The following is a 22,638-nucleotide window of genomic DNA, read 5'->3' on the forward strand; positions in this document are numbered from 1 at the left end:
TTTTTGTGCAGTGTAACGAAGAAAAAAATATCGAGAACCATACAATTTATAATAAATTTAAAAAAGTAATATTTTTCATAAGAAAAAATAATTACCTTTGATTTTTAAACACTTACATTTTATGAAAAAATTCTACTTTACTTTAGTAACATTTCTTTTTTTAGCAGTTGTCAATGCGCAGATTGTGAATATTCCTGATCCAGTATTTAAGGCGAAGTTGTTGGCAGCGAGTCCATTTTCTTTTGGTAATCAGATTGCTTCTTCCCAAACACCCGTTTATAATTCTTCTACTGACTCTTGGACAGTTTCTTCATATATTAAAATAGACACAAATAATGATGGGGAAATTCAGGTTAGTGAAGCACAAACAATAAAATTTTTGAGAGTAGGTGGCAATGGTTTAGGCAATTTAGGTAATATAACCAATTTAGAAGGAATAGCTAGTTTTACTAATGTTATTTATTTATATTGTAGTAGTAATGCACTTACTTCGTTAAATGTTCAAGGATTAACAAATCTTCAAACATTAAATTGTACGGATAATCAACTTACATCCTTAAATGTTCAAGGATTAACAAATCTTAAAGATTTACGTTGTGGAGGTAATCAACTTACTTCGTTAAATGTGCAAGGATTAACAAATCTTCAAAGGTTATATTGTAGTGATAATCAACTTACTTCGTTAAATATTCAAGGATTAACAAATCTTCGAACATTAGATTGTAACTATAATCAACTTACATCCTTAAATGTTCAAGGATTAACAAATTTTCAAACATTAAATTGTATGTATAATCAACTTACATCCTTAAATGTTCAAGGATTATCAAATCTCCAATCATTAGATTGTAAACATAATCAACTTACATCCTTAAATGTTCAAGGATTAACTAATCTTCAAACTTTGAACTGTATATATAATGGCCTTACATCCTTAAATGTTCAAGGATTATCAAATCTTCAAACATTAGATTGTTATTTTAATCAACTTACTTCGTTAAATGTGCAAGGATTAACAAATCTTTATTATTTAGATTGTTATTATAATCAACTACCTTCCTTAGATGTGCAAGGATTAACAAATCTTCAAACATTAAATTGTATATATAATGACCTTACATCCTTAAATGTGCAAGGATTAACAAATCTTCAATCTTTGAACTGTAAAAGTAACCAATTATCATCCTTAAATGTTCAAGGATTAACAAATCTTCAATCTTTGAACTGTAACAGTAACCAATTAACTTCGTTAAATGTTCAAGGATTAACAAATCTTCAAACTTTAGATTGTAGTTTTAATCAACTTCCATCCTTAAATGTTCAAGGATTAACAAATCTTAATTATTTAGTTTGTAATGATAATCAACTAACTTCCCTTTTTATTAAGAATGGTAATCCTCAAGGTTGGGTTCAGCTATGGTTTCATAATAATAATAATTTAGCTTATATCTGTGCTGACGAGGAAGATTTAACGTATGTTCAAAATTTAATTCCAAACTTTTTAGCATCCTGTCAAGTAAACAGCTATTGCAGTTTTAATCCAGGTGGTACTTTTTACACCATTCAAGGCAACAACAATTTTGACGGCAACAACAACGGATGTGATACTAATGATTCAGTTTATCCAAATTTAAAATTTAATATAACCGATGGTACAAATACAGGAAGTTTGATTTCAAATTCAACTGGAAATTATTCTATTCCAGTTTCATCAGGAACTCACACCATCACACCGCAAATTGAAAACCCAACTTATTTTACATTATCACCAAATAATGCGATTGTAACGTTTCCAACAGTAACTAGTCCAGCGATTCGAAATTTTTGTATTGTTCCCAATGGTACTCATCATGATTTAGAAGTGGTTGTTATTCCCTTAGGCGTCGCTCGTCCAGGATTTGATGCTAAATATAAAATAAAATATAAAAACAAAGGGACTACTTCAGAAAATGCAACTGTAATATTCAATTATAACGACGCTATTTTGGATTTTGTTTCTTCGATTGTTGCTCCAACTTCGCAAGCAACAGGAACTTTAACTTGGAATATTGGTGCAATTTCACCATTTCAATCAGGTGAAATTTTGGTTACTTTAAATTTGAATTCTCCAACAGAAGCACCGCCAGTTAATGCTGGAACTATTTTAAATTACACAGCAACAGTTAATGGAATAAATACTGATGAAACAACAATCGACAATACTTTTGCATTAAATCAAACAGTAGTAAATTCGTTCGATCCAAATGATAAAAAATGTTTAGAAGGAGTAACTATTAGTTCAAGCAAGATAGGAGAATATGTGCATTATCAAATCCGTTTTGAAAACTCGGGAACTTATCCTGCTCAAAATATTGTAGTTAAAGATATAATTAACACAACAAAATTTGATGTTTCAACATTACAAATGACCGATGCTTCACATAGTTGCGTAACCAGAATTACCAATCCAAATAAAGTAGAATTCATTTTTGAAAACATCAATCTTCCTTTTGATGATGCCAATAATGATGGTTATGTGGTTTTTAAAATCAAAACAAAACCAACGTTGGTTGTTGGAAATACAATTAGTAATTCGGCCAATATTTATTTTGATTATAATTTTCCAATAGTTACCAATACGGCAACTTCTACGTTTTCAGTTTTACAAAATGATACTTTTGAGTTTGATAATTACTTCACCATCTATCCAAATCCAGTAGATGAAGTGCTAAATCTAACTACAAAACAAGCAACAGAAATTTATAGTTTAACAATATATAATCTTCTAGGGCAACAAGTGCAAACAACCACCAACCCAACCAATACAATTGATGTTTCAAGTCTAAAAACCGGAAATTATATTGTAAAAGTGGTTACAGACAAAGGTGTTTCGAGCAGTAAGTTTGTGAAAGAGTAGCCAAATAGACAAACACACTTTTTTGATTTTTAAAACAATAAGAGTACATGAAAAAATTCTATATTACTTTAGTAACATTTCTTTTTTTAGCAGTTGCCAATGCGCAGATTGTAAATATTCCTGACTCAGCTTTTAAAGCGAAGTTGTTGGCGGCTAGTCCTAGTAATCAGATTGCTTCTTCCCAAACACCAATTTATGATTCTTCTAATGACACTTGGACAATTTTTTCATACAATAAAATAGACACAAATAATGATGGAGAAATACAAGTTAGTGAAGCGCAAACAATAAAATGTTTGAACGTAAATAGTAGCGGTATCACAAATTTAGAAGGAATAGCAAGTTTTACTAATATTATCTATTTAAATTGTAGTGTTAATCAACTTTTTTTATTAAATATTCAAGGATTAACTAATCTTCAATTTTTAAATTGTGGTTCTAATCATCTTCTTTCCTTAAATGTACAAGGATTAACAAATCTTAAAAATTTAAATTGTTATTATAATCAACTATCTTCCTTAAATGTGCAAGGATCAGCAAATCTTCAAACTTTATATTGTTATAATAATCTACTCCAATCGTTAAATGTTCAAGGATTAACAAATCTTCAAATTTTACATTGTTCTAGTAATTCGCTTCCTTCTTTAAATCTTCAAGGATTAACAAATCTTCAAGCTTTACATTGTTCGGTTAATTCCCTTCCTTCCATAAATGTTCAAGGATTGACAAATCTTCAAAGTTTATATTGTTATCAAAATCAACTTGCATCCTTAAATGTTCAAGGATTAACAAATCTTCAAAATTTGTATTGTAATAATAATCAACTTGCATCCTTAAATGTTCAAGGATTGACAAATCTTCAAATTTTAAATTGTTATAATAATCAACTTACGTCATTAAATGTTGAAGGATTAACAAATCTTATATCTTTATCTTGTTATTATAATGGAATTTCTTCCATAAATGTCCAAGGATTGACAAATCTTCAAGCTTTATATTGTTATCTTAATCTACTTACTTCCATAAATATTCAAGGATTAACAAATCTTCAAGTTTTAGATTGTAGTAATAATCAGTTAACATCACTTTTTATTAAGAATGGTAATCCTCAATTTTGGAGTCTGTTAGATTTTAGCAGTAATTATAATTTAGCTTATATCTGCGCTGATGAGGAAGATGTTGCTTTCGTTCAAACTAAAATTACTGAGTACGTATACACAAATTGCACAGTCGACAGCAACTGCAACTTATCAGTTGATACAAACTTATATGATGATAACTACTTCACCATTTATCCAAATCCAGTAGATGAAGTACTAAATTTAAACACAAAACAAACCACAAAGGTTTACAGTTTAACAATTTACAATCTTTTGGGGCAACAAGTGCAAACAACCACCAATCCAACCAATACAGTTGATGTTTCAAGTCTAAAAACAGGAAATTATATTGTAAAAGTGGTTACAGACAAAGGTGTTTCGAGCAGTAAGTTTGTAAAAGAGTAACAAAATAGATAAACACCCATTTTTGATTTTTAAAGACATACATTTATGAAAAAATTCTACTTTACTTTAGTAACTTTTCTTTTTTTAGCAGTTGCCAATGCACAGATTGTGAATATTCCTGATGCAAATTTTAAGGCGAAGTTGTTGGCACTTGGAGTAGATACAAATGGAGATACAAATATTGATACTTTTGAGGCAATTGAAGTAACAAATCTAGAACTTAGCAACTCTTCTATTTCATCATTGTCCGGTATTGAAAGCTTTACAAGCTTAATCAGTTTAGGTTGTTCAAACAATCAAATAGCTAGCTTGTATTTAACTGGGTTGAACAATTTACAAGTTCTTGCTTGTAATGATAATCAAATGTTAAGTTTAGAATTGAGTAATTTAAACAATCTTGCTACATTATATTGTCATAACAATCAATTAGGTACTTTAAATGTCAGTGGATTAAATAATTTAGTTACGTTTCTTTGTTACAATAATCAGTTAACGAGTATAAATGTTAGTGGTTTGTTAAATTTAAAATATTTATTATGTAGTAATAATTTATTAAGTTCAATTGATTTAAATGGTTTAGTTAGCTTATCAAGTTTGTATTGTGAAAATAATCAATTTTTAAATCTTAATTTAAATGGACTATTTAATTTAAATATTTTGAAATGTGAGAATAATCAATTAACTATATTAGATATTAGTGAGTTGTATAATTTAGAACACTTAGAATGTTTTGGAAATCAATTAATTTCACTTAATATTAAAAATGGTAATATTGAAAATTGGTATTTGTTAAGTTTTTTTTATAATCCTAATTTATTACATATTTGCGCCGATGAATCTGATATAAATTTGGTTCAAAGTAAAATAAATCAATATGGTTATTCCGCAACCTGCCAAGTAAATAGTTATTGTAGTTTTACACCTGGCGGAACGTTTTATACTATTCAAGGAAATCAAAGAATTGATAGCAATAATAATGGTTGTAATACCTCAGACCCTATTTTTCCTAATCTAAAATTCAATATTACGAACGGAACAATTACGGGAAGTTTGATTTCTAACACTTCAGGTAATTTTTCTATTCCTGTTCAAGCAGGCACACACACTATAACCCCACAATTTGAAAACCCAACGTATTTCACCGCAAATCCAACTAGTGCAACTGTAACATTTCCAACGACAACAAGTCCGTTTATTCAAGATTTTTGTATTGCACCAAATGGTATACATCACGATTTAGAAGTTGTTGTTATTCCTATGGATGATGCTCGACCTGGTTTTGATGCCAATTATAAAATCAAATATAAAAACAAAGGAAATCAAACAGAAAACACAATTATCAATTTCAATTATAACGATGCGATTTTAGATTTTGTTTCTTCAAGTGTTGCCCCAACTACACAAGCAACTGGAACACTTTCTTGGAATGTTGGTACAATTTCACCTTTTCAATCAGGTGAGATATTAGTAACTTTAAATGTAAATTCTCCAATGGAAACTCCTGCTGTAAATGGTGGCGATGTTTTAAGTTATACCGCAACTGCTAATGGTTTAAATACTGATGAAACGCCAGATGATAACACTTTTACATTAAATCAAGTGGTTGTAAATTCTTTTGATCCAAATGATAAAACGTGTTTAGAAGGTGCAATAATTAACCCAAGTAATATTGGTAAATATGTGCATTATAAAATACGTTTTGAAAACACAGGTACATTTGCCGCTCAAAATATTGTGGTAAAAGATATGATTGATACCACAAAATTTGATATTACAACACTACAAATTACAGATGCTTCACATAGTTGCATAACTAGAATTACCAATCCAAACAAAGTAGAATTCATCTTTGAAAACATCAATCTTCCTTTTGATGATGCCAATAATGATGGTTATGTGGTTTTCAAAATCAAAACAAAACCAACTTTAGTTGTTGGAAACACAATTAGTAACTCTGCCAATATTTATTTTGATTATAATTTTCCAATAGTTACCAATACGGCAACTTCTACGTTTTCTGTTTTACAAAACGATACTTTTGAGTTCGATAACTACTTCACCATCTACCCAAATCCAATTGATGAAGTGCTAAATCTAAACACAAAACAATACACAGAAGTTTACAGTTTAACAATTTACAATCTTTTAGGACAACAAGTGCAAACAACCACCAACCCAACCAATACAGTTGATGTTTCAAGCCTAAAAACCGGAAACTATATTGTAAAAGTGGTCACAGGCGAAGGTGTTTCGAGCAGTAAGTTTGTGAAAGAGTAACCAAATAGACAAACACCCATTTTTGATTTTTAATGACATACATTTATGAAAAAATTCTACTTTACCTTAGTAACATTTCTTTTTTTAGCAGTTGCCAATGCGCAGATTGTAAATATTCCTGATGCTAATTTTAAGGCGAAGTTGTTGGCTGCTAGTCCGAGTAACACAATTGCTTCGACAGCAACACCTGTTTATAATTTTCCTAATGACACTTGGACAGTTTCTTCCTATCATAAAATAGACACCAATAATGATGGAGAGATTCAAGTTAGTGAAGCGCAAACAATAAAATTTTTAAACGTAAATTTTAGCAGTATTACAAATATAGCAGGAATAGCAAGTTTTACTAATCTTATCTATTTAGATTGTGGCGATAATCAAATTACTATATTAAATGAGCAAGGTTTAACAAGTCTTAAAGCTTTAAATTGTAGATTTAATCAACTTTCTTCTTTAAATGTTCAAGGTTTAACCAATCTTCAATCTTTAAATTGTAGTGATAATCAACTTTCTTCTTTAAATGTTCAAGCATTAACAAATCTTCATACTTTGAGTTGTATATTTAACCAACTTCCATCGTTAAATGTTCAAGGATTAACAAACCTTAAACGTTTAAATTCTATAGGTAATCAACTTCCATCGTTAAATGTTCAAGGATTGACAAATCTTCAATCTTTAGATTGTAGTTATAATCAACTTCCATCATTAAATGTTCAAGGATTAACAAATCTTCAATCTTTAAATTGTGGTTATAATCAACTACCATCATTAAATGTTCAAGGATTAACAAGTCTTAAATATTTGCATTGTAATTCTAATCAACTACCATCATTAAATGTTCAAGGATTAACAAATCTTAACAATTTGGTTTGTACTTCTAATCAACTTACTTCGTTAAATGTTCAAGGATTAACAAATCTTATCTATTTAGATTGTTCTAATAATCAATTAACTTCACTTTTTATTAAAAATGGTAATCTTCAAGTTTGGAGTCCGCTAAGATTTTATAGTAATCCTAATCTAGCCTATATCTGTGCTGATGAGGAAGATGTTGCTTTGGTTCAAACTAAAATTACTGAGTACGGCTACACAAATTGCACAGTCGATAGCAACTGCAACTTATCAGTTGATACAAACTTATATGATGATAATTACTTCACCATCTACCCAAATCCAGTTAATGAAGTGCTAAATCTAAATACAAAACAAGACACAGAAATTTACAGTTTAACAATTTACAATCTTTTAGGACAACAAGTACAAACAACCACCAATCCAACCGATACAGTTGATGTTTCAAGCCTAAAAGCTGGAAATTATATTGTAAAAGTGGTGACAGACAAAGGTGTTTCGAGCAGTAAGTTTGTGAAAGAGTAGCAAAATAGATAAACAAACATTTTTGATTTTTAAAGACATACATTTATGAAAAAATTCTACTTTACTTTAGTAACTTTTCTTTTTTTAGCAGTTGGTAATGCACAAATTGTGAATATTCCGGATGCAAATTTTAAAGCAAGATTATTGAGTGCTAGTTCTAGTAATACTGTAGCTTCAACACAACTTCCTGATAGTAATGGTTACGCAACCTCATATAGTTCAATAGATACTAATAATGATGGGCAAATTCAAGTTAGTGAAGCAAATGAAATAAAGTGTTTAAATATTACTAATGGAGTAAATAGTATATTAAATATTGTTGGGGTTGAAAATTTTACAAATCTAATTTCTTTAAAAATATATGATATATATGAATTAACTAATATAAATATTAATTCTTTATCAAATTTAAATTTTTTGGTTTGCTCTGAAACTTCAATATCTAATATTGATATAAGTGGTTTAACAAATTTGCAAATATTGGATTGTTCTTCAAATCAATATTTGACAAGTTTATTTGTTAATAATTTAATAAATTTGAGAGTTCTAGATTTTAGTGGCAATCAAATATCAAGTATTAATTTAAGTAATTTAATAAATCTGACAACTTTAGATTGTAGTTACAATCAATTGACAAATTTGGATGTCAGTGGTTTGGTAAATTTGACAACTTTCAATTGTAGAAATAATCAATTAGCAAGTTTAGATATTAGTGATTTAATAAATTTGCCAGAAATTATTTGTAGTTACAATCAATTAACAAGTTTAAATGTGAGTGGTCTAACAAATTTAAAAGCTATTTTCTGTTCAAATAGTCAGTTAACTAATTTGGATGTAAGTGGTTTAACAAGTATAGAATTTATAGATGTTTCAAACAATCAATTAATAAATCTTAACATAAACAATTTGGATAATTTAGATTATTTGTCTTGTGAGGATAATCAATTAGATGAATTAGTACTTACTAATCTACCTAATTTGGAATATGTTCATAGTCAAAACAATCTATTAACAAGTATTGATTTAATTGGACTACCTAAATTATATTTTTTGAATTGCAGTTATAATCAATTAGCAAGTATTGATGTTACTGAATTACCTAATTTAAATACATTAAATTGTCAATATAACCAATTAACTACATTGTTTGCTAAAAATGGAAAACTTGGGAATTATATAAGCTTCAATCATAATCCAAATTTAACTTATATATGTATTGATGAAGAGAATTTGATACAAGTTCAAAATAAAGTGAATCAATATGGCTACTCTGCGACATGTCAAGTAAACAGTTATTGTAGCTTTAATCCAGGAGGGATCTATTATACCATGCAAGGAAATCAAAAATTTGATGGTGATAATAACGGATGTGATGCTAATGATTTAGCTTATCCAAATTTAAAATTCAATATTACTAACGGAACTGTTTCTGGAAGTTTGATTTCAAGTTCTTCCGGAAATTATTCCATTCCAGTTCAAGCTGGCACGCACACTATAACCCCACAACTTGAAAATCTAACCTATTTTACAACTTCTCCAACTAGTGCAACCGTAACATTTCCTACAACAACAAGTCCATTTACTCAAGATTTTTGCATTGTCCCAAATGGTATCCATCATGATTTAGAAATTGCAGTTATTCCTATTGATGTTGCTCGTCCAGGATTTGATGCCAATTATAAAATTAGATACAAAAACAAAGGAAACTTAAATGAAAACGCAATCATCAATTTCAATTACAACGATGCTATTTTAGACTTGGTTTCTTTAAGTGTTGCACCAACTTCACAAACAACTGGAACACTTTCTTGGAATGTTGGTACAATTGCTCCATTTCAATCGGGTGAAATTTTGGTTACTTTAAATGTAAATTCTCCAATGGAAACGCCAGCTGTAAATGGTGGTGATGTTTTAAGTTATACTGCAATAGCCAATGGTTTAAATACCGATGAAACGCCAGATGATAATACTTTTACATTAAGTCAAGTAGTGGTAAACTCTTTTGATCCAAATGATAAAACATGTTTAGAAGGAACAATAATTAACCCAAGTAATATTGGTAAGTATGTGCATTATAAAATTCGTTTTGAAAATACTGGAACATTTGCGGCACAAAATATTGTGGTTAAAGATATGATTAACACTGCAAAATTTGATATTGCATCATTACAAATGACAGATGCATCGCATAGTTGCGTAACCAGAATTACCAATCCAAACAAAGTAGAATTCATCTTTGAAAACATCAATCTTCCTTTTGATGATGCCAATAATGATGGTTATGTGGTTTTCAAAATCAAAACAAAACCAACGTTGGTTGTTGGAAATACAATTAGTAACTCAGCCAATATTTATTTTGATTATAATTTTCCAATAGTTACCAATACAGCAACTTCTACGTTTTCAGTTTTGCAAAACGATACTTTTGAGTTCGATAATTACTTCACCATCTACCCAAATCCAGTAAATGAAGTGCTAAATCTAACCACAAAACAAACAACAGAAGTTTACAGTTTAACAATTTACAATCTTTTAGGACAACAAGTGCAAACAACCACCAACCCAACCAATACAGTTGATGTTTCAAGTCTAAAAACTGGGAATTATATTGTAAAAATAGTTACAGACAAAGGAGTTTCGAGCAGTAAGTTTGTGAAAGAGTAGCATATTTTTTTATAAAAAATAAATGATATGTTAAAATTTTCTATATATTTGGCCCCAATAAACTAAATACTAACTAAAAATCTAATTTATTATGTTAAAAGAATTCAAAAATTTTATTATGACAGGAAACGTTATTGAGTTTGCTGTTGGTGTAATCATGGCCGGAGCCGTTGGTGCTGTTGTTAATGGTTTTGTTGCTGATATTGCAATGCCTTTAGTAGGTATGTTAACTGGTGGAGTTGATTTTGCAGCTCTTAAATATGTGCTTTCTCCAGAAGTTAAAGATGCTGCTGGTGTTGTAACAAGTCCTGAAAACGCTGTAAGATACGGTGCATGGATTAACACTTTGGTAAGCTTAGTTGTTATTGGTTTTGTAATGTTTATGATTATCAAAGCATACAACAAAATGAAAAAACCAGTTGAAGCTCCAGCTCCAGCAGGACCATCTCAAGAAGAATTGCTTACACAAATTAGAGATTTATTGAAAAAATAATTCCGCTACATTATATATTCTAACTAAACCGCTTCTTTATTGAGGCGGTTTTTCTTTTTTTATATTGTTGTTGATTGAATTGAAATTCTACCTACTTTTGTGTTTCTAAATTTTATTAAACATCTAAATATAGTTAATATGAGAGTTGCTGTAGTTGGCGCAACCGGTATGGTTGGTGAAGTAATGCTTCAAGTTTTAGCAGAAAGAAATTTTCCTGTAACCGAATTAATTCCTGTGGCTTCCGAAAAGTCTGTTGGAAAAGAAATTGAGTTTAAAGGAACAAAATATAAAGTAGTTGGTTTGCAAACAGCTGTCGACATGCGACCAGATATTGCATTGTTTTCTGCTGGTGGCGAAACTTCATTAGCTTGGGCTCCAAAGTTTGCAGAAGTGGGTACAACCGTAATTGACAATTCTTCTGCATGGAGAATGGATCAAACCAAAAAATTAATCGTTCCAGAAATCAATGCTTCTGAATTGACAAAAGAAGATAAAATTATAGCCAATCCAAATTGTTCAACAATCCAGATGGTCATGGTTTTAGCACCATTGCATAAAAAATATAAAATCAAAAGAGTAATTGTTTCTACTTACCAGTCGATTACTGGAACTGGTGTTAAAGCAGTACAACAATTAGAAAACGAATACGCTGGAGTTCAAGGCGAAATGGCATATAAATATCCAATTCACCGAAACGCAATTCCTCATTGTGATAGTTTTGAAGAAAACGGATACACTAAAGAAGAAATGAAATTGGTTCGTGAAACTCAAAAAATCATTGGCGACAAAACAATAGCTGTTACAGCAACTGCTGTTCGTGTGCCAATAGTTGGTGGTCATAGCGAAGCAGTAAATGTTGAATTTGTAAACGATTTTAACGTAAGTGAAATTAGAGAAATTCTTCATCACACGGATGGTGTTACTGTTCAAGATAATTTAGATACTTTCTCGTATCCAATGCCTTTGTTTGCTCAAGGGAAAGACGATGTTTTTGTTGGTAGAATCCGTCGTGATGAAAGTCAACCGAACTCTTTAAATATGTGGATTGTTGCTGATAATTTAAGAAAAGGAGCTGCTACCAATACAATTCAAATTGCTGAATATTTGGTTGTAAATAATTTAGTGTAATCTAATTTAAATAAAATGAAAAAAATAGCACTTATAACTTCATTGTTTTTTATGGCAAATAGTAATGCTCAAGTTAGGTTAGTTGAGGTATCTGCAAAATCATCTCAAATAGTTTACCCTAAAACGACACAAGTCAAACATATTGATACTTACTTTGGTACTGAGATTGATGATGTATACCATTGGTTAGAAGATGATAAATCCAAAGAAACAGAAGAATGGGTAAAAGCTCAAAATGTGGTTACAAATGACTATTTGGGTAAAATTCCTTTTAGAAATGAACTAAAAGAGAAAATGACAAAGTTGTGGAACTATGAAAAAATAAGTGCGCCATTTGTAGAGGGAAATTATACATACTATTATAAAAACAATGGATTGCAAAATCAATCTGTGTTATACCGTCAAGACAAAAAAGGTGTCGAACAGGTGTTTTTAGACCCAAATACTTTTTCTAAAGATGGAACAACTTCTTTAGATAATGTTAGTTTTTCTAAAGATGGTTCATTGGTTGCCTATTCAATTTCAGAATCTGGGAGTGATTGGAGAAAAGTGATTTTTTTAGATGTAATCACTATGAAAAAAAAGACAGATATTTTGATAGATGTTAAGTTTAGCGGACTTTCTTGGAAAGGTAATGAAGGGATTTATTATTCAAGTTACGACAAACCAAAAGGAAGTGAGTTAAGTGCTAAAACGGAACAACATAAATTGTATTTCCATAAGTTAGGAACAATTCAGAAAACAGATAAAGTTATTTTTGGGGATAAAGAAAAATACCGATATGTTACTGGTACAGTTTCTGAAGATAATAATTATTTAACTATTTCAGCAGCAAACTCAACTTCGGGAAATGAATTGTTTATCCAAGATTTAAAGAATCCAAAAGGAACTTTAGTCAAAATAAATGAGGGTTTTGATTATGATGTTGATGTTATTGATAATGTTGGTTCAAAAATATTTTTACTAACAAATTATGATGCTCCTAACAAAAAAGTTGTGGCATTTGATATGTCAAATCCTTCTCCAAATAAATGGGAAGATGTGATTAGTGAAACTCAAAATGTTTTGTCAGTATCGACAGGATCAGGATACATTTTTGCAAATTATCTAAGAGATGCAGTTTCTTATGTTTTACAGTATAATTATGACGGAAAATTAGTTAGCCAAATTGAACTTCCTGGAGTTGGAACAGTTTCTGGATTTAGCGGTAAAAAAGAAGATAAAATACTTTACTATTCATTTACAAATTACATAACGCCAGGTAGTATATACTCTTATATACCGGGTAGACAAATATCTGACTTATATAGAAGGCCTAAGATTGAGTTTAATAGTGATGATTATATAACAAAACAAGTATTTTATAATTCAAAAGACGGTACAAGAGTTCCAATGATTATTACCTATAAAAAAGGATTAGATTTAAACGGTAAAAACCCAACAATTCTTTATGGTTATGGAGGATTCAACATAAGTATCACACCAAGTTTTGGAATAGCTAATGCAATTTGGTTGCAAAATAACGGTATTCTAGCGGTTGCAAATATACGTGGTGGTGGCGAATACGGTAAAAAATGGCATGATATGGGAACCAAAATGGAGAAACAAAACGTTTTTGATGATTTCATTGCGGCAGCAGAATATTTGTTTAAAGAAAAATACACATCTTCTGATTATCTGGCGTTAAAAGGCGGTTCAAATGGAGGATTATTGGTTGGTGCAGTTATGACTCAAAGACCAGATTTAGCAAGAGTTGCATTGCCGGCAGTTGGTGTGTTAGACATGTTGCGTTACCATACATTCACAGCAGGAGCTGGTTGGGCTTATGATTATGGAACTGCAGAAGAATCTAAAGAAATGTTTCAGTATTTATTGAAGTATTCTCCAGTTCACAATGTGAAAAAAGGAGTTCAATATCCAGCAACATTAATCACAACTGGTGATCACGATGATAGAGTAGTGCCAGCACATAGTTTTAAATTTGCAGCTCAATTACAAGAAGCTCAAAAAGGTGATTTTCCAACTTTAATCCGAATTGATGTAAAATCAGGTCATGGTGCTGGAAAATCAACAGCTGCTACTATTCAAGAAAATGCAGATATTCAAGCTTTCACTTTGTTTAATATGGGGATTCAAAGATTGCCTCGTTACTAAAATTAAATAATAAAAAACCCAATTGACTTTATATTTTGTTAAAATCAATTGGGTTTCTTTTTAGGTTTCTTAGCTTTGCTTCGATGAATAAAAAGTCTTTCATAACGAGTTTTTCCTTCGGACTAATTGTATTAGTAGCATTACTTTTACAAGCTTTTCACGCTGGGCATCACTTAGAAGAACTTTTTGCCGAAAAACAATGCCACCATAAATACGATAAGTATAAAACTGAAATTTCGCACGCGCATCACGATTTTGATGATTGTTTTGTTTGCGAGTTCACTTTCAGTAATTACATTAATTCTACTTATTCTTTTTTTAAAATAGATAAAGTTGAGACTTCTCATTTTTATTCTTTTTTCTATTCTAAAGAAATTCTTCAATCGTTTCGAGGCAGTCTTTTTGCACTTCGAGCACCACCAACTTTTATTGTTTAAATCAATTTAATTCTATTCTAATTTTTTGGAATTGATACCTATTTATTTTTAACAATAAAAACATTTACATGAAATCATATTTACTCGCCTTCTTTTTAGGGCTATCAATACTTGCGTCAGCGCAAAATAAAGTCATTGGAACAATTTCCAACAATCAAAACCAACCTTTTTCGGGTGTGATTATTTCAATTCCAGAAATTCATAAAGAAACAACTTCTGACCAAAACGGGAAATATTTTTTAAATAATTTACCAAATGGAAATTTCAAAATAATTTTCAAACATATTGGTTTTGAAACCGTGACAAAAGACTTAAAAATCAATCAAAAGGAAACAATTATAAATGTTGTTTTACAAGAAGAAACACATCAGATGGATGAAGTTATTGTATCGACAGCTTTCAACAAATTGCAATCGCAAAATGTAATGAAAGTTGAACATCAATCACTAAAATCGCTTTCGCAAAAAGGAACATCAACACTTATTGAAGGATTAGCAACAATTCCAGGAGTTTCGCAAGTTTCTACTGGAACTTCAATCGGAAAACCAGTTATTCGTGGTTTGAGTGGCAATCGCGTTTTGGTTTACTCGCAAGGCGTTCGTATGGAAAATCAACAGTTTGGCGAAGAACATGGTTTAGGTCTAAATGATGCCGGAATAGAAAGTGTTGAGGTTATCAAAGGACCAGCTTCGTTGCTTTATGGTTCAGATGCGATTGGTGGCGTTTTGTATTTTAATCCAGAAAAATTTGGAAAGCAGAATTCCTCGGAGTTAAATTTTAACCAAAAATATTTTTCAAATACTAATGGATTTAATTCGTCAGTTGGCTATAAATTATCGGGTGAAGATTTGAAATTTTCTACTAGAATAAGTAATAATAAGCATGCCGATTATAAAATTCCTGATGGAAACCGAGTAACAAATACACGTTATAATGAATTGGATTTTAAAACGGGTTTAGGATATTCTAACGCATTTTTTTCTACTGTTTTTAGATATAATTTTAACCGATTAGATTTGGGAATTCCAGAAGAAGGAATTGCTGAACAATCAACTTCTAAAAAAACAGATTTTCCTAAACAAGGAGTTTTTAGCCAAGTTTTTAGTTTAAATAACAGCATTTATTTTAAAAATTCTAAGTTAGATGCTGACTTAGGTTATATCTTGAATGACAGAAGTGAATTTGAAGATAGTGATGTTGCTATTTTGCAAATGAAACTAAAAACATTCAATTATAATGTAAAATATTATTTGCCTAAACTGGGAAATTTTGAATCTATTATTGGAGCACAAGGAATGCACCAAACCAATGAAAATTTCGGAGAAGAATTTCTAATTCCAAATGCAACTACAAATGATTTGGGCGTTTTCGGAACTGTAAATTATGAATGGAATAAAAATGTAGTGCAAGCCGGAATTCGTTTTGATTCTAGAAAAATAACATCTGAAACTAATGGTGTTTTAGGCGAAGAAGGCTATTTTGAAGCAATTGAAAAAAAATATGAAAGTTTCAATTCTTCTTTAGGTTTCAAAACTAATTTGAAAGAAAATATAATTCTTCGTGTGAATTTGGCATCTGGATTTAGAGCTCCAAATTTGGCTGAACTAACTTCAAATGGAGTTCACGAAGGAAGCAATCGTTATGAAATTGGGAATTCTGATTTAGAAAATGAACAAAATTTTCAAACCGATTTGAATTTGGAATACAGAAATTCACATTTTGAATTATTTGCCAACGGATTTTACAATCACATCAACAATTATATTTTTATTTCGCCAAATGGAACTACAATTGACGAAAATGAAGTTTATGATTACCTTCAAGCTAATGCTGCTTTATATGGTGGAGAAGCAGGAATTCATTTTCATCCGCATCCTATTGATTGGCTTCATGTTACAAGTAGTTTTGAAAATGTTACTGGAAAAAAACAAAACGGCGACAATTTGCCATTAATTCCAGCAAACAAATGGAATAATGCAATCAAAACCGAATTCAAACCAACTAAGTATTTCAAAGATAGTTTTGCTGTAGTAAATATTGAATATGTTTTCAATCAAAATAATCCAAGTCTGTTTGAAACAAAATCAAATGATTATACTTTGTTAAATCTTGGTTTTGGAGGAAAAGTAACTTTTGGAAAAATGATTTTTGATGTCAACTTGAACGCCAATAATTTGTTGAATAAAACCTATGTTTCACATCTGTCAAGACTTAAAACGGATGGAATACCCAATATTGGAAGAAATGTAGTTTTAGGTTTAAACTTCAACATTTAAAAGGAGATTATTTAAACTAAAAAGTGCTTCTATATCGGAAGCACTTTTTTTAATAGTCTAATTTCACATAACGCATGTGTTTGACAATACGTGATTTTCTTCTTTCAATATAGGAAGACGAATTAGTAGCCTTATATTTTCTTGGATTTGGGAGAATAGCTGCTATTCCAGCTGCTTCAAATTTTGTTAAATCGTTGGCACTTTTTCTATACCAATGTTGAGAAGCCGCTTCAATACCATAAACACCATCACCCATTTCTATTGAATTGAGATAGACTTCCATAATACGTTCTTTACTCCAAAAAATCTCTATTAATACTGTAAAATAAGCTTCTAATCCTTTGCGCAAATAACTTCTTCCTTGCCATAAAAAAATATTTTTTGCGGTTTGTTGCGAAATCGTGCTTCCGCCTTTTAAACGCTTTCCTTTACTGTTGTTTTTAACTGCTTTTTGAATGGCGCTAAAATCAAATCCGTAATGCGTTAAGAAAGTTCCATCTTCGCTAGCAATAACCGCTTTCTGAATATTAGGTGAGATTTCTTCAATCGGAACCCAATCGTGACTTAAAACCATTTCTTTTCCAGCCGATTTGTTTTCGATGGCTCTAATTGCCATTAAAGGTGTATAAGGAATAGGAATCCATCTAAAAAGGATAACCAACACAATTGAAATGGCAAAGAACCATAACATTGATTTTTTTATAAAATGAAAAATTTTTCTAAACATTTACATGATTAAATTTTAGTTTTTGATAAATTTTATTGTTTTGATTTTATCATCAGAAGTAATTTTAGCAAAATAAATACCCGTAGCGTAATTGGCTATATTTAATTTTACTAAAGTGGAATCAAAATTTGATTCGTTAACAATTTGACCATTATAATTATAAATTGTAACCGATTCAATTTTATTATTATTTTCAATTGTTAACTCATTATTGGCTGGATTTGGATAATATTTTAAACTTTCGAAATCAAAATTAGTTGATGTTAATGAAGCAGTAGGACTAAAAGTTAAATTGTCTAAATAAGCATTGTCTTGTATTGTTTTTCCAACATGTTGAAGTGAAATTCTAATATTACTACCAATATATTGAGATAGATTATACTCAAAAGATTGATTTGAATTGATACTTCTATTTAATAAATTAGATTCAATTTCATCTATGATAGTACCATTTACGATGACTCTAAATTTTGAATAGTCAGCATTATCGGCAAAAGTTTGATTCAGATCGAACTTCATGAATAAACTAGTAGTTGCAGTAGTGTTTACTTTCATGTTTAGTTTAGATATGCTATTTTGATTGTTTTCCCAAACATTTCCAAATGCATTCCATTCATTTCCAGAACTGCCTTTCATTTGTAAAATAGAATTTGAACTGTCTTCTTGATCCACAATAATAGAGGTTGTAGTGTTTTGAGTTCCCTCAAAAATTAAATCATTATTAATAGAATTAAAATTATAAATTAATCCACCATTTGGATTATTTATTATGTTGTTATAACCTTCTTTAAGTTCAAAATCATCAAATGCATTTGGATGACCACCAGAAGCTGAAAAATTAATGTAAAATGTATAGTTGCCAGAAACAATAGGTGTAAATGCTGTGTTTATTTTGAAATAGTTTGTTGTTGAATAGTTTGGATAGGTAGGTGTATGACTTAATTTGTTTTTCATAGATGGAAGTGTATTTCCTAGCCCAGTAAATAAAGAAATACTCTCTCCAGAATACGCATACCCTTTTTTGAACTTGTAACTAAAGGTATAGGTTGTTCCTGCTTCTAAATAAAAAGTAGGAGTAAAAAGGTTGTGCGAGAAATCTCCAATTTTTAAAAAGTAGGTGTCGTCAAATCCTGTTAAAGGATAGCCAGATGTAGTTGAAGAGTTTCTTGATTCCCAGTTATAGCCATTTCCTTTTTTAAAACAATTTGGAAAAATATTCATTCCATATTCAGTCATCGAATTAAACTTTTCCATCCAAGGAAGTGGTTGCGGATTACATGTTGTGCTGAATTTTTTTGGACCTACAGACAAGCTAGAATTAGTGTTGCAAACAGATCGTGTATAATAATCATATTTAGTTGAAGGAACAAGATTAGTGAGTAATTTGGAATTTGCATTTGTAACTTCTACAATTGTGCCTGTTCCAAGTGTAAATCCTTCCACACCATATTCTATCTCATAATTATTAGAATTTGTTTGCACTTGCCATGATATTAAAGCTGATGAATTTGTTTCATTACTCACATTAATATCTATTGGCTCTGTGCAGTTTGATATATTCCCATAATATAAATCATCCATAATAATTAAAAAAGGGCTAAGATTACTGATTACTCCATCTAATTGAAAAGCAATGTGTTTAGCAATACCAGTATAATTTTCAAATGTAATTTCATATTCTTTACCTTGTATATCAAAATCGGTAAAACTTATATTTTGATAGGGAACAAATGTACTTTTATCATAAGGATTTAAAATGGTCCCTATAGTTAACGTTCCATTTAAGTTTTCATAAATTGAATTGAGCCAAAACTTAATCTTTTTAGTAGCATCAAAATCTTCCAAAAAAGGCGAAACTAAAAGTCCTTTTTTTATCAGGTAGGGAGAAGAACTGTCTTGAGTTTTAGATAATGAAACAACATAAGGAAAGCTATTTACGTTTTCAAGAATAGTATAACTTGCGTCACTTGCGTTTTCATGAAATGTCCAACATTTCGACAAAGATTCAAGATAGGTTTGATTTGAATTAGGTGGCGTGAAATCTTCATAAAAAGGAGTGTTTTTAGTGCACGAAATTTTAAATTTATAGCGATTACTCCAAACACTACTACTTGATGATGAACAGTTGGCTCTTACTCTATACTCATAAACACCTTCTGTTAGTCCGTTTAATAGATATGAACTTGATGCTATATTACTTACTAAAGTACCTGTTGTAAATCCAGTAGAACCATATTCAATTTCCCAGTTTATAGTATTTCCTTGATTGTTGTCATTCCATGCTAACGAAGCAGTATCGATACTAGTTTGATGTGCAATTAATTCGGTAGGTTTTGGGCATGGACTTTCTAAATATTCAAAATCATCAATATAAACTACGGCATTGTTACTACTTTCACTTATTTTTATTCCAATAAATTTGTCAGTGCCATAATAATTTGAAAAATCAACCTCATATTGTGTCCAAGGTCCAGATGTGATAGATGATAAAAGAGTTATGTTTTGATAAGGGGTAAAAGTTGTATAATCATTATCAGTAGATAATGTTCCAATAGTAAGTTGACAATCATATTCACTTTTAAGCCAGAATTTTATTCTTTTATAATTGTTAAAATCAATTAACCGTGGACTCACTAGTATTACCTTATTGATAACATCTGCAATACCAGAACTTGTATTTTTTTTAATGAATATTGATTTTGTTCCGCTATGTTTTAAATAAGTTGATGGGTTGATAAATGTTCCTGGAGACCAAAAACTTGAATTTATGATTGGTGTTATTCTTTTCCAACAATTTTTTATGTCTCCAACTGTTTGATCATCAAAGCTAGTTGTATATCCAGCAGTAATTCCTTCGCATTTTGTTGTAAATGTTTGTTTTTTTGTCCAATTGCTATACTCCGTGCCACATTTAGAACGGATGTAAAAATCAAAAGTAGTATCATCTTGAGTGATATTTGTAATTGTATATGGGCTTGATATAGCAGTCAACACAACACCAGTTCCCTGTGTAAATCCCGCAATACCATATTCTATCTCAAATTCTGTTGCGTTTGAGCTTGGCATTTGTTCCCAAGAAAGTGTGACTTCATTAAACTTTTCATTTATTACTTTTTGATTTATTGGCTGTACACAAATTGGCTGCGTTTCGTAATAAAAATCATCAATAATAAAATTATCAGGTGAAAATGAAGTGTTACTATGTTTGAAAGCTATATAATTCCCTGTTCCAGAGTAATTGTCCATATTTATTATATATTCTTTCCATTGTATTGGGAATGATAAGTTACTAAAATCATTCATTTGGCTTGGTAAAATTGTTTCAATCAATGAAAAGGTTGAAGTATCATTCGGGTCTGTCATTGTTCCGACCATAAGGCTTGATAAATTCAAATCACCTCCTATACTATACATGCTGAATCTGATTCTTTTATTTTGAGATAAATCCTGTATTTGTGGTGTTATTAAAAGTGGTGTTCCTTGATTATTTTTTATTTTTATAGCTTGAATACCTGTTTGTGGGGCAATTGAACTTGGATGTCCATTGGTTAAATAGCCTGAAGTTATTCCTATTTGAAATACGTTATTTGTGATGCTTTTCCAGCAAGGATTTATGTATGTTGTTTCTTCAAAAGAAGTATAATATCCTGAAGAAATAGTATTACAGGTTGTTTGGAAATTACTGAGAGGAGTCCAATTAGAATAGAAATCTTCACTACAAATCGCTCTTACTTTAATTTCATAATTTGTATTTCCAATAAGATTTTGTATTGTATAAGGATTTTCACTAATAGTAATAGTTTGAATTTGTCCTGAGAATAAATTTTTCACATACAATTCCCAATTATTTTGAATTTGATCAGAGTCAAAACTTATTAATGCATTGTTTTCATTAATATTTGTAACAGTCAAATTTGTGTTGTCGAAACAATTTATAGATTGTTCGTAGGCAAAATTTTCTAAATAAATTGTTCCAGAGTTACCATATGTTTTAACTGCTATATGATTGTCAATTGCTTGATAGTTATTCATGAAAACTTCAACTTTTTGAAACCCAGAAGACGCATTTATTGTAATCGTTTTTAAAGGATGAAAAGTGGTAGGGTCGTTCGGACTAGCTATTGTACCTAATTGAATAGTGTAATTTCCTTGAGAACTTTTTGCATAGAATGAAAATTTTTTATCAGTAGATAAATCTGCTATTTTTGGTGATACCAACATTAGTCCATAATTATTCGACCATCCTACAAATAATGATTCACCTGTAATTACATTAGAGGTCGTGCTTATTTCTGAAATATCACTATAAGTATTTCCAGATGTATTCTGTAATCTGTATCCTCTCCAGCCTTCGTTTACATCGATAGAATTAAAGTCATAAGAGTAACCAACAGTTTTAGGAGTCATTGTTTCGTAACTACTGTTAATAATTACATCTGTTTCCCATAATGTAGGTTGTCCAAAAGAATTATATATGTTTCTGCTAAACTCATAAGCGATAAACGGATTTAATTTGACTAATTTTGGCGATCCTGAAACTGCAGCACTTGTAAAATATGTTGTAGTGCCCACTGGTCTATAGCGATATGCCCACAGTGAATTTGTTCCACTTACTTGATAATTTCCGTCTATATTAACTTTAGCCATTTGAGCTTGAGTCGTTAAAGAGATAAAGGTAATAATGATAAGTAATTTTTTTTTCAT

Annotated in this window: 12 protein-coding genes; 10 read left to right on the forward strand and 2 right to left on the reverse strand. The window is 30.2% G+C overall.

Annotated features, from left to right (window positions below):
- The first annotated feature begins 121 nt into the window (after positions 1–121).
- The 10 genes from O9267_RS08835 to O9267_RS08880 all read left to right on the forward strand — a co-directional run bounded on the left by O9267_RS08835 (position 122) and on the right by O9267_RS08880 (position 17,207).
- Positions 122–2,896: a leucine-rich repeat domain-containing protein gene (locus tag O9267_RS08835; protein WP_298178268.1), complete on the forward strand. Its 2,775-nt coding sequence runs from the start codon at positions 122–124 to the stop codon at positions 2,894–2,896.
- A 47-nt stretch (positions 2,897–2,943) separates the two neighbouring features.
- Positions 2,944–4,401, forward strand: a complete 1,458-nt coding sequence (locus O9267_RS08840; RefSeq protein ID WP_298178270.1) for a T9SS type A sorting domain-containing protein — start codon at positions 2,944–2,946, stop codon at positions 4,399–4,401.
- A 45-nt stretch (positions 4,402–4,446) separates the two neighbouring features.
- Positions 4,447–6,678, forward strand: coding sequence for a T9SS type A sorting domain-containing protein (locus O9267_RS08845; RefSeq protein WP_298178272.1), 2,232 nt, complete (start codon positions 4,447–4,449; stop codon positions 6,676–6,678).
- A 45-nt stretch (positions 6,679–6,723) separates the two neighbouring features.
- A complete protein-coding gene (locus tag O9267_RS08850) occupies positions 6,724–8,055 on the forward strand; it encodes a T9SS type A sorting domain-containing protein (protein WP_298178274.1) in 1,332 nt (443 codons plus the stop codon).
- 45 nt (positions 8,056–8,100) lie between these two features.
- A complete protein-coding gene (locus tag O9267_RS08855; RefSeq protein ID WP_298178276.1) occupies positions 8,101–10,719 on the forward strand; it encodes a leucine-rich repeat domain-containing protein in 2,619 nt (872 codons plus the stop codon).
- Positions 10,720–10,810: 91 nt separating this feature from the next.
- Positions 10,811–11,212: a large conductance mechanosensitive channel protein MscL gene (gene mscL, locus O9267_RS08860; protein ID WP_298178278.1), complete on the forward strand. Its 402-nt coding sequence runs from the start codon at positions 10,811–10,813 to the stop codon at positions 11,210–11,212.
- A gap of 138 nt (positions 11,213–11,350) precedes the next feature.
- Entirely contained in the window at positions 11,351–12,340 is a 990-nt protein-coding gene (locus O9267_RS08865; RefSeq protein ID WP_298178280.1) for an aspartate-semialdehyde dehydrogenase, read from the forward strand.
- A 51-nt stretch (positions 12,341–12,391) separates the two neighbouring features.
- Positions 12,392–14,494 carry a prolyl oligopeptidase family serine peptidase gene (locus tag O9267_RS08870; protein ID WP_298178561.1) on the forward strand — a complete coding sequence of 701 codons (2,103 nt, stop codon included), beginning with the start codon at positions 12,392–12,394 and terminating at the stop codon, positions 14,492–14,494.
- An 83-nt stretch (positions 14,495–14,577) separates the two neighbouring features.
- Complete coding sequence (locus O9267_RS08875) at positions 14,578–14,931, forward strand: hypothetical protein (RefSeq protein WP_298178282.1); 354 nt, start codon at positions 14,578–14,580, stop codon at positions 14,929–14,931.
- A gap of 68 nt (positions 14,932–14,999) precedes the next feature.
- Positions 15,000–17,207 (forward strand): TonB-dependent receptor, encoded by a 2,208-nt coding sequence (locus tag O9267_RS08880; protein ID WP_298178284.1) that lies wholly within the window; start codon positions 15,000–15,002, stop codon positions 17,205–17,207.
- Between the two features lie 49 nt (positions 17,208–17,256).
- On the opposite strand, the gene mtgA is transcribed toward O9267_RS08880, so the two are convergent.
- Positions 17,257–17,934 carry a monofunctional biosynthetic peptidoglycan transglycosylase gene (gene mtgA / locus O9267_RS08885; protein WP_298178286.1) on the reverse strand — a complete coding sequence of 226 codons (678 nt, stop codon included), beginning with the start codon at positions 17,932–17,934 and terminating at the stop codon, positions 17,257–17,259.
- Between the two features lie 15 nt (positions 17,935–17,949).
- Positions 17,950–22,638 carry a choice-of-anchor J domain-containing protein gene (locus O9267_RS08890; protein WP_298178287.1) on the reverse strand — a complete coding sequence of 1,563 codons (4,689 nt, stop codon included), beginning with the start codon at positions 22,636–22,638 and terminating at the stop codon, positions 17,950–17,952.

The organism is Flavobacterium sp., from assembly GCF_027531705.1.
Classification (GTDB): Bacteria; Bacteroidota; Bacteroidia; order Flavobacteriales; family Flavobacteriaceae; genus Flavobacterium.

Coding starts and splice junctions, on each gene's coding strand:
- O9267_RS08835 (WP_298178268.1), top strand. CDS start 122: ATGAAAAAATTCTACTTTACTTTAGTAACATTTCTTTTTTTAGCAGTT.
- O9267_RS08840 (WP_298178270.1), top strand. CDS start 2,944: ATGAAAAAATTCTATATTACTTTAGTAACATTTCTTTTTTTAGCAGTT.
- O9267_RS08845 (WP_298178272.1), top strand. CDS start 4,447: ATGAAAAAATTCTACTTTACTTTAGTAACTTTTCTTTTTTTAGCAGTT.
- O9267_RS08850 (WP_298178274.1), top strand. CDS start 6,724: ATGAAAAAATTCTACTTTACCTTAGTAACATTTCTTTTTTTAGCAGTT.
- O9267_RS08855 (WP_298178276.1), top strand. CDS start 8,101: ATGAAAAAATTCTACTTTACTTTAGTAACTTTTCTTTTTTTAGCAGTT.
- mscL (WP_298178278.1), top strand. CDS start 10,811: ATGTTAAAAGAATTCAAAAATTTTATTATGACAGGAAACGTTATTGAG.
- O9267_RS08865 (WP_298178280.1), top strand. CDS start 11,351: ATGAGAGTTGCTGTAGTTGGCGCAACCGGTATGGTTGGTGAAGTAATG.
- O9267_RS08870 (WP_298178561.1), top strand. CDS start 12,392: ATGGCAAATAGTAATGCTCAAGTTAGGTTAGTTGAGGTATCTGCAAAA.
- O9267_RS08875 (WP_298178282.1), top strand. CDS start 14,578: ATGAATAAAAAGTCTTTCATAACGAGTTTTTCCTTCGGACTAATTGTA.
- O9267_RS08880 (WP_298178284.1), top strand. CDS start 15,000: ATGAAATCATATTTACTCGCCTTCTTTTTAGGGCTATCAATACTTGCG.
- mtgA (WP_298178286.1), bottom strand. CDS start 17,934: ATGTTTAGAAAAATTTTTCATTTTATAAAAAAATCAATGTTATGGTTC.
- O9267_RS08890 (WP_298178287.1), bottom strand. CDS start 22,638: ATGAAAAAAAAATTACTTATCATTATTACCTTTATCTCTTTAACGACT.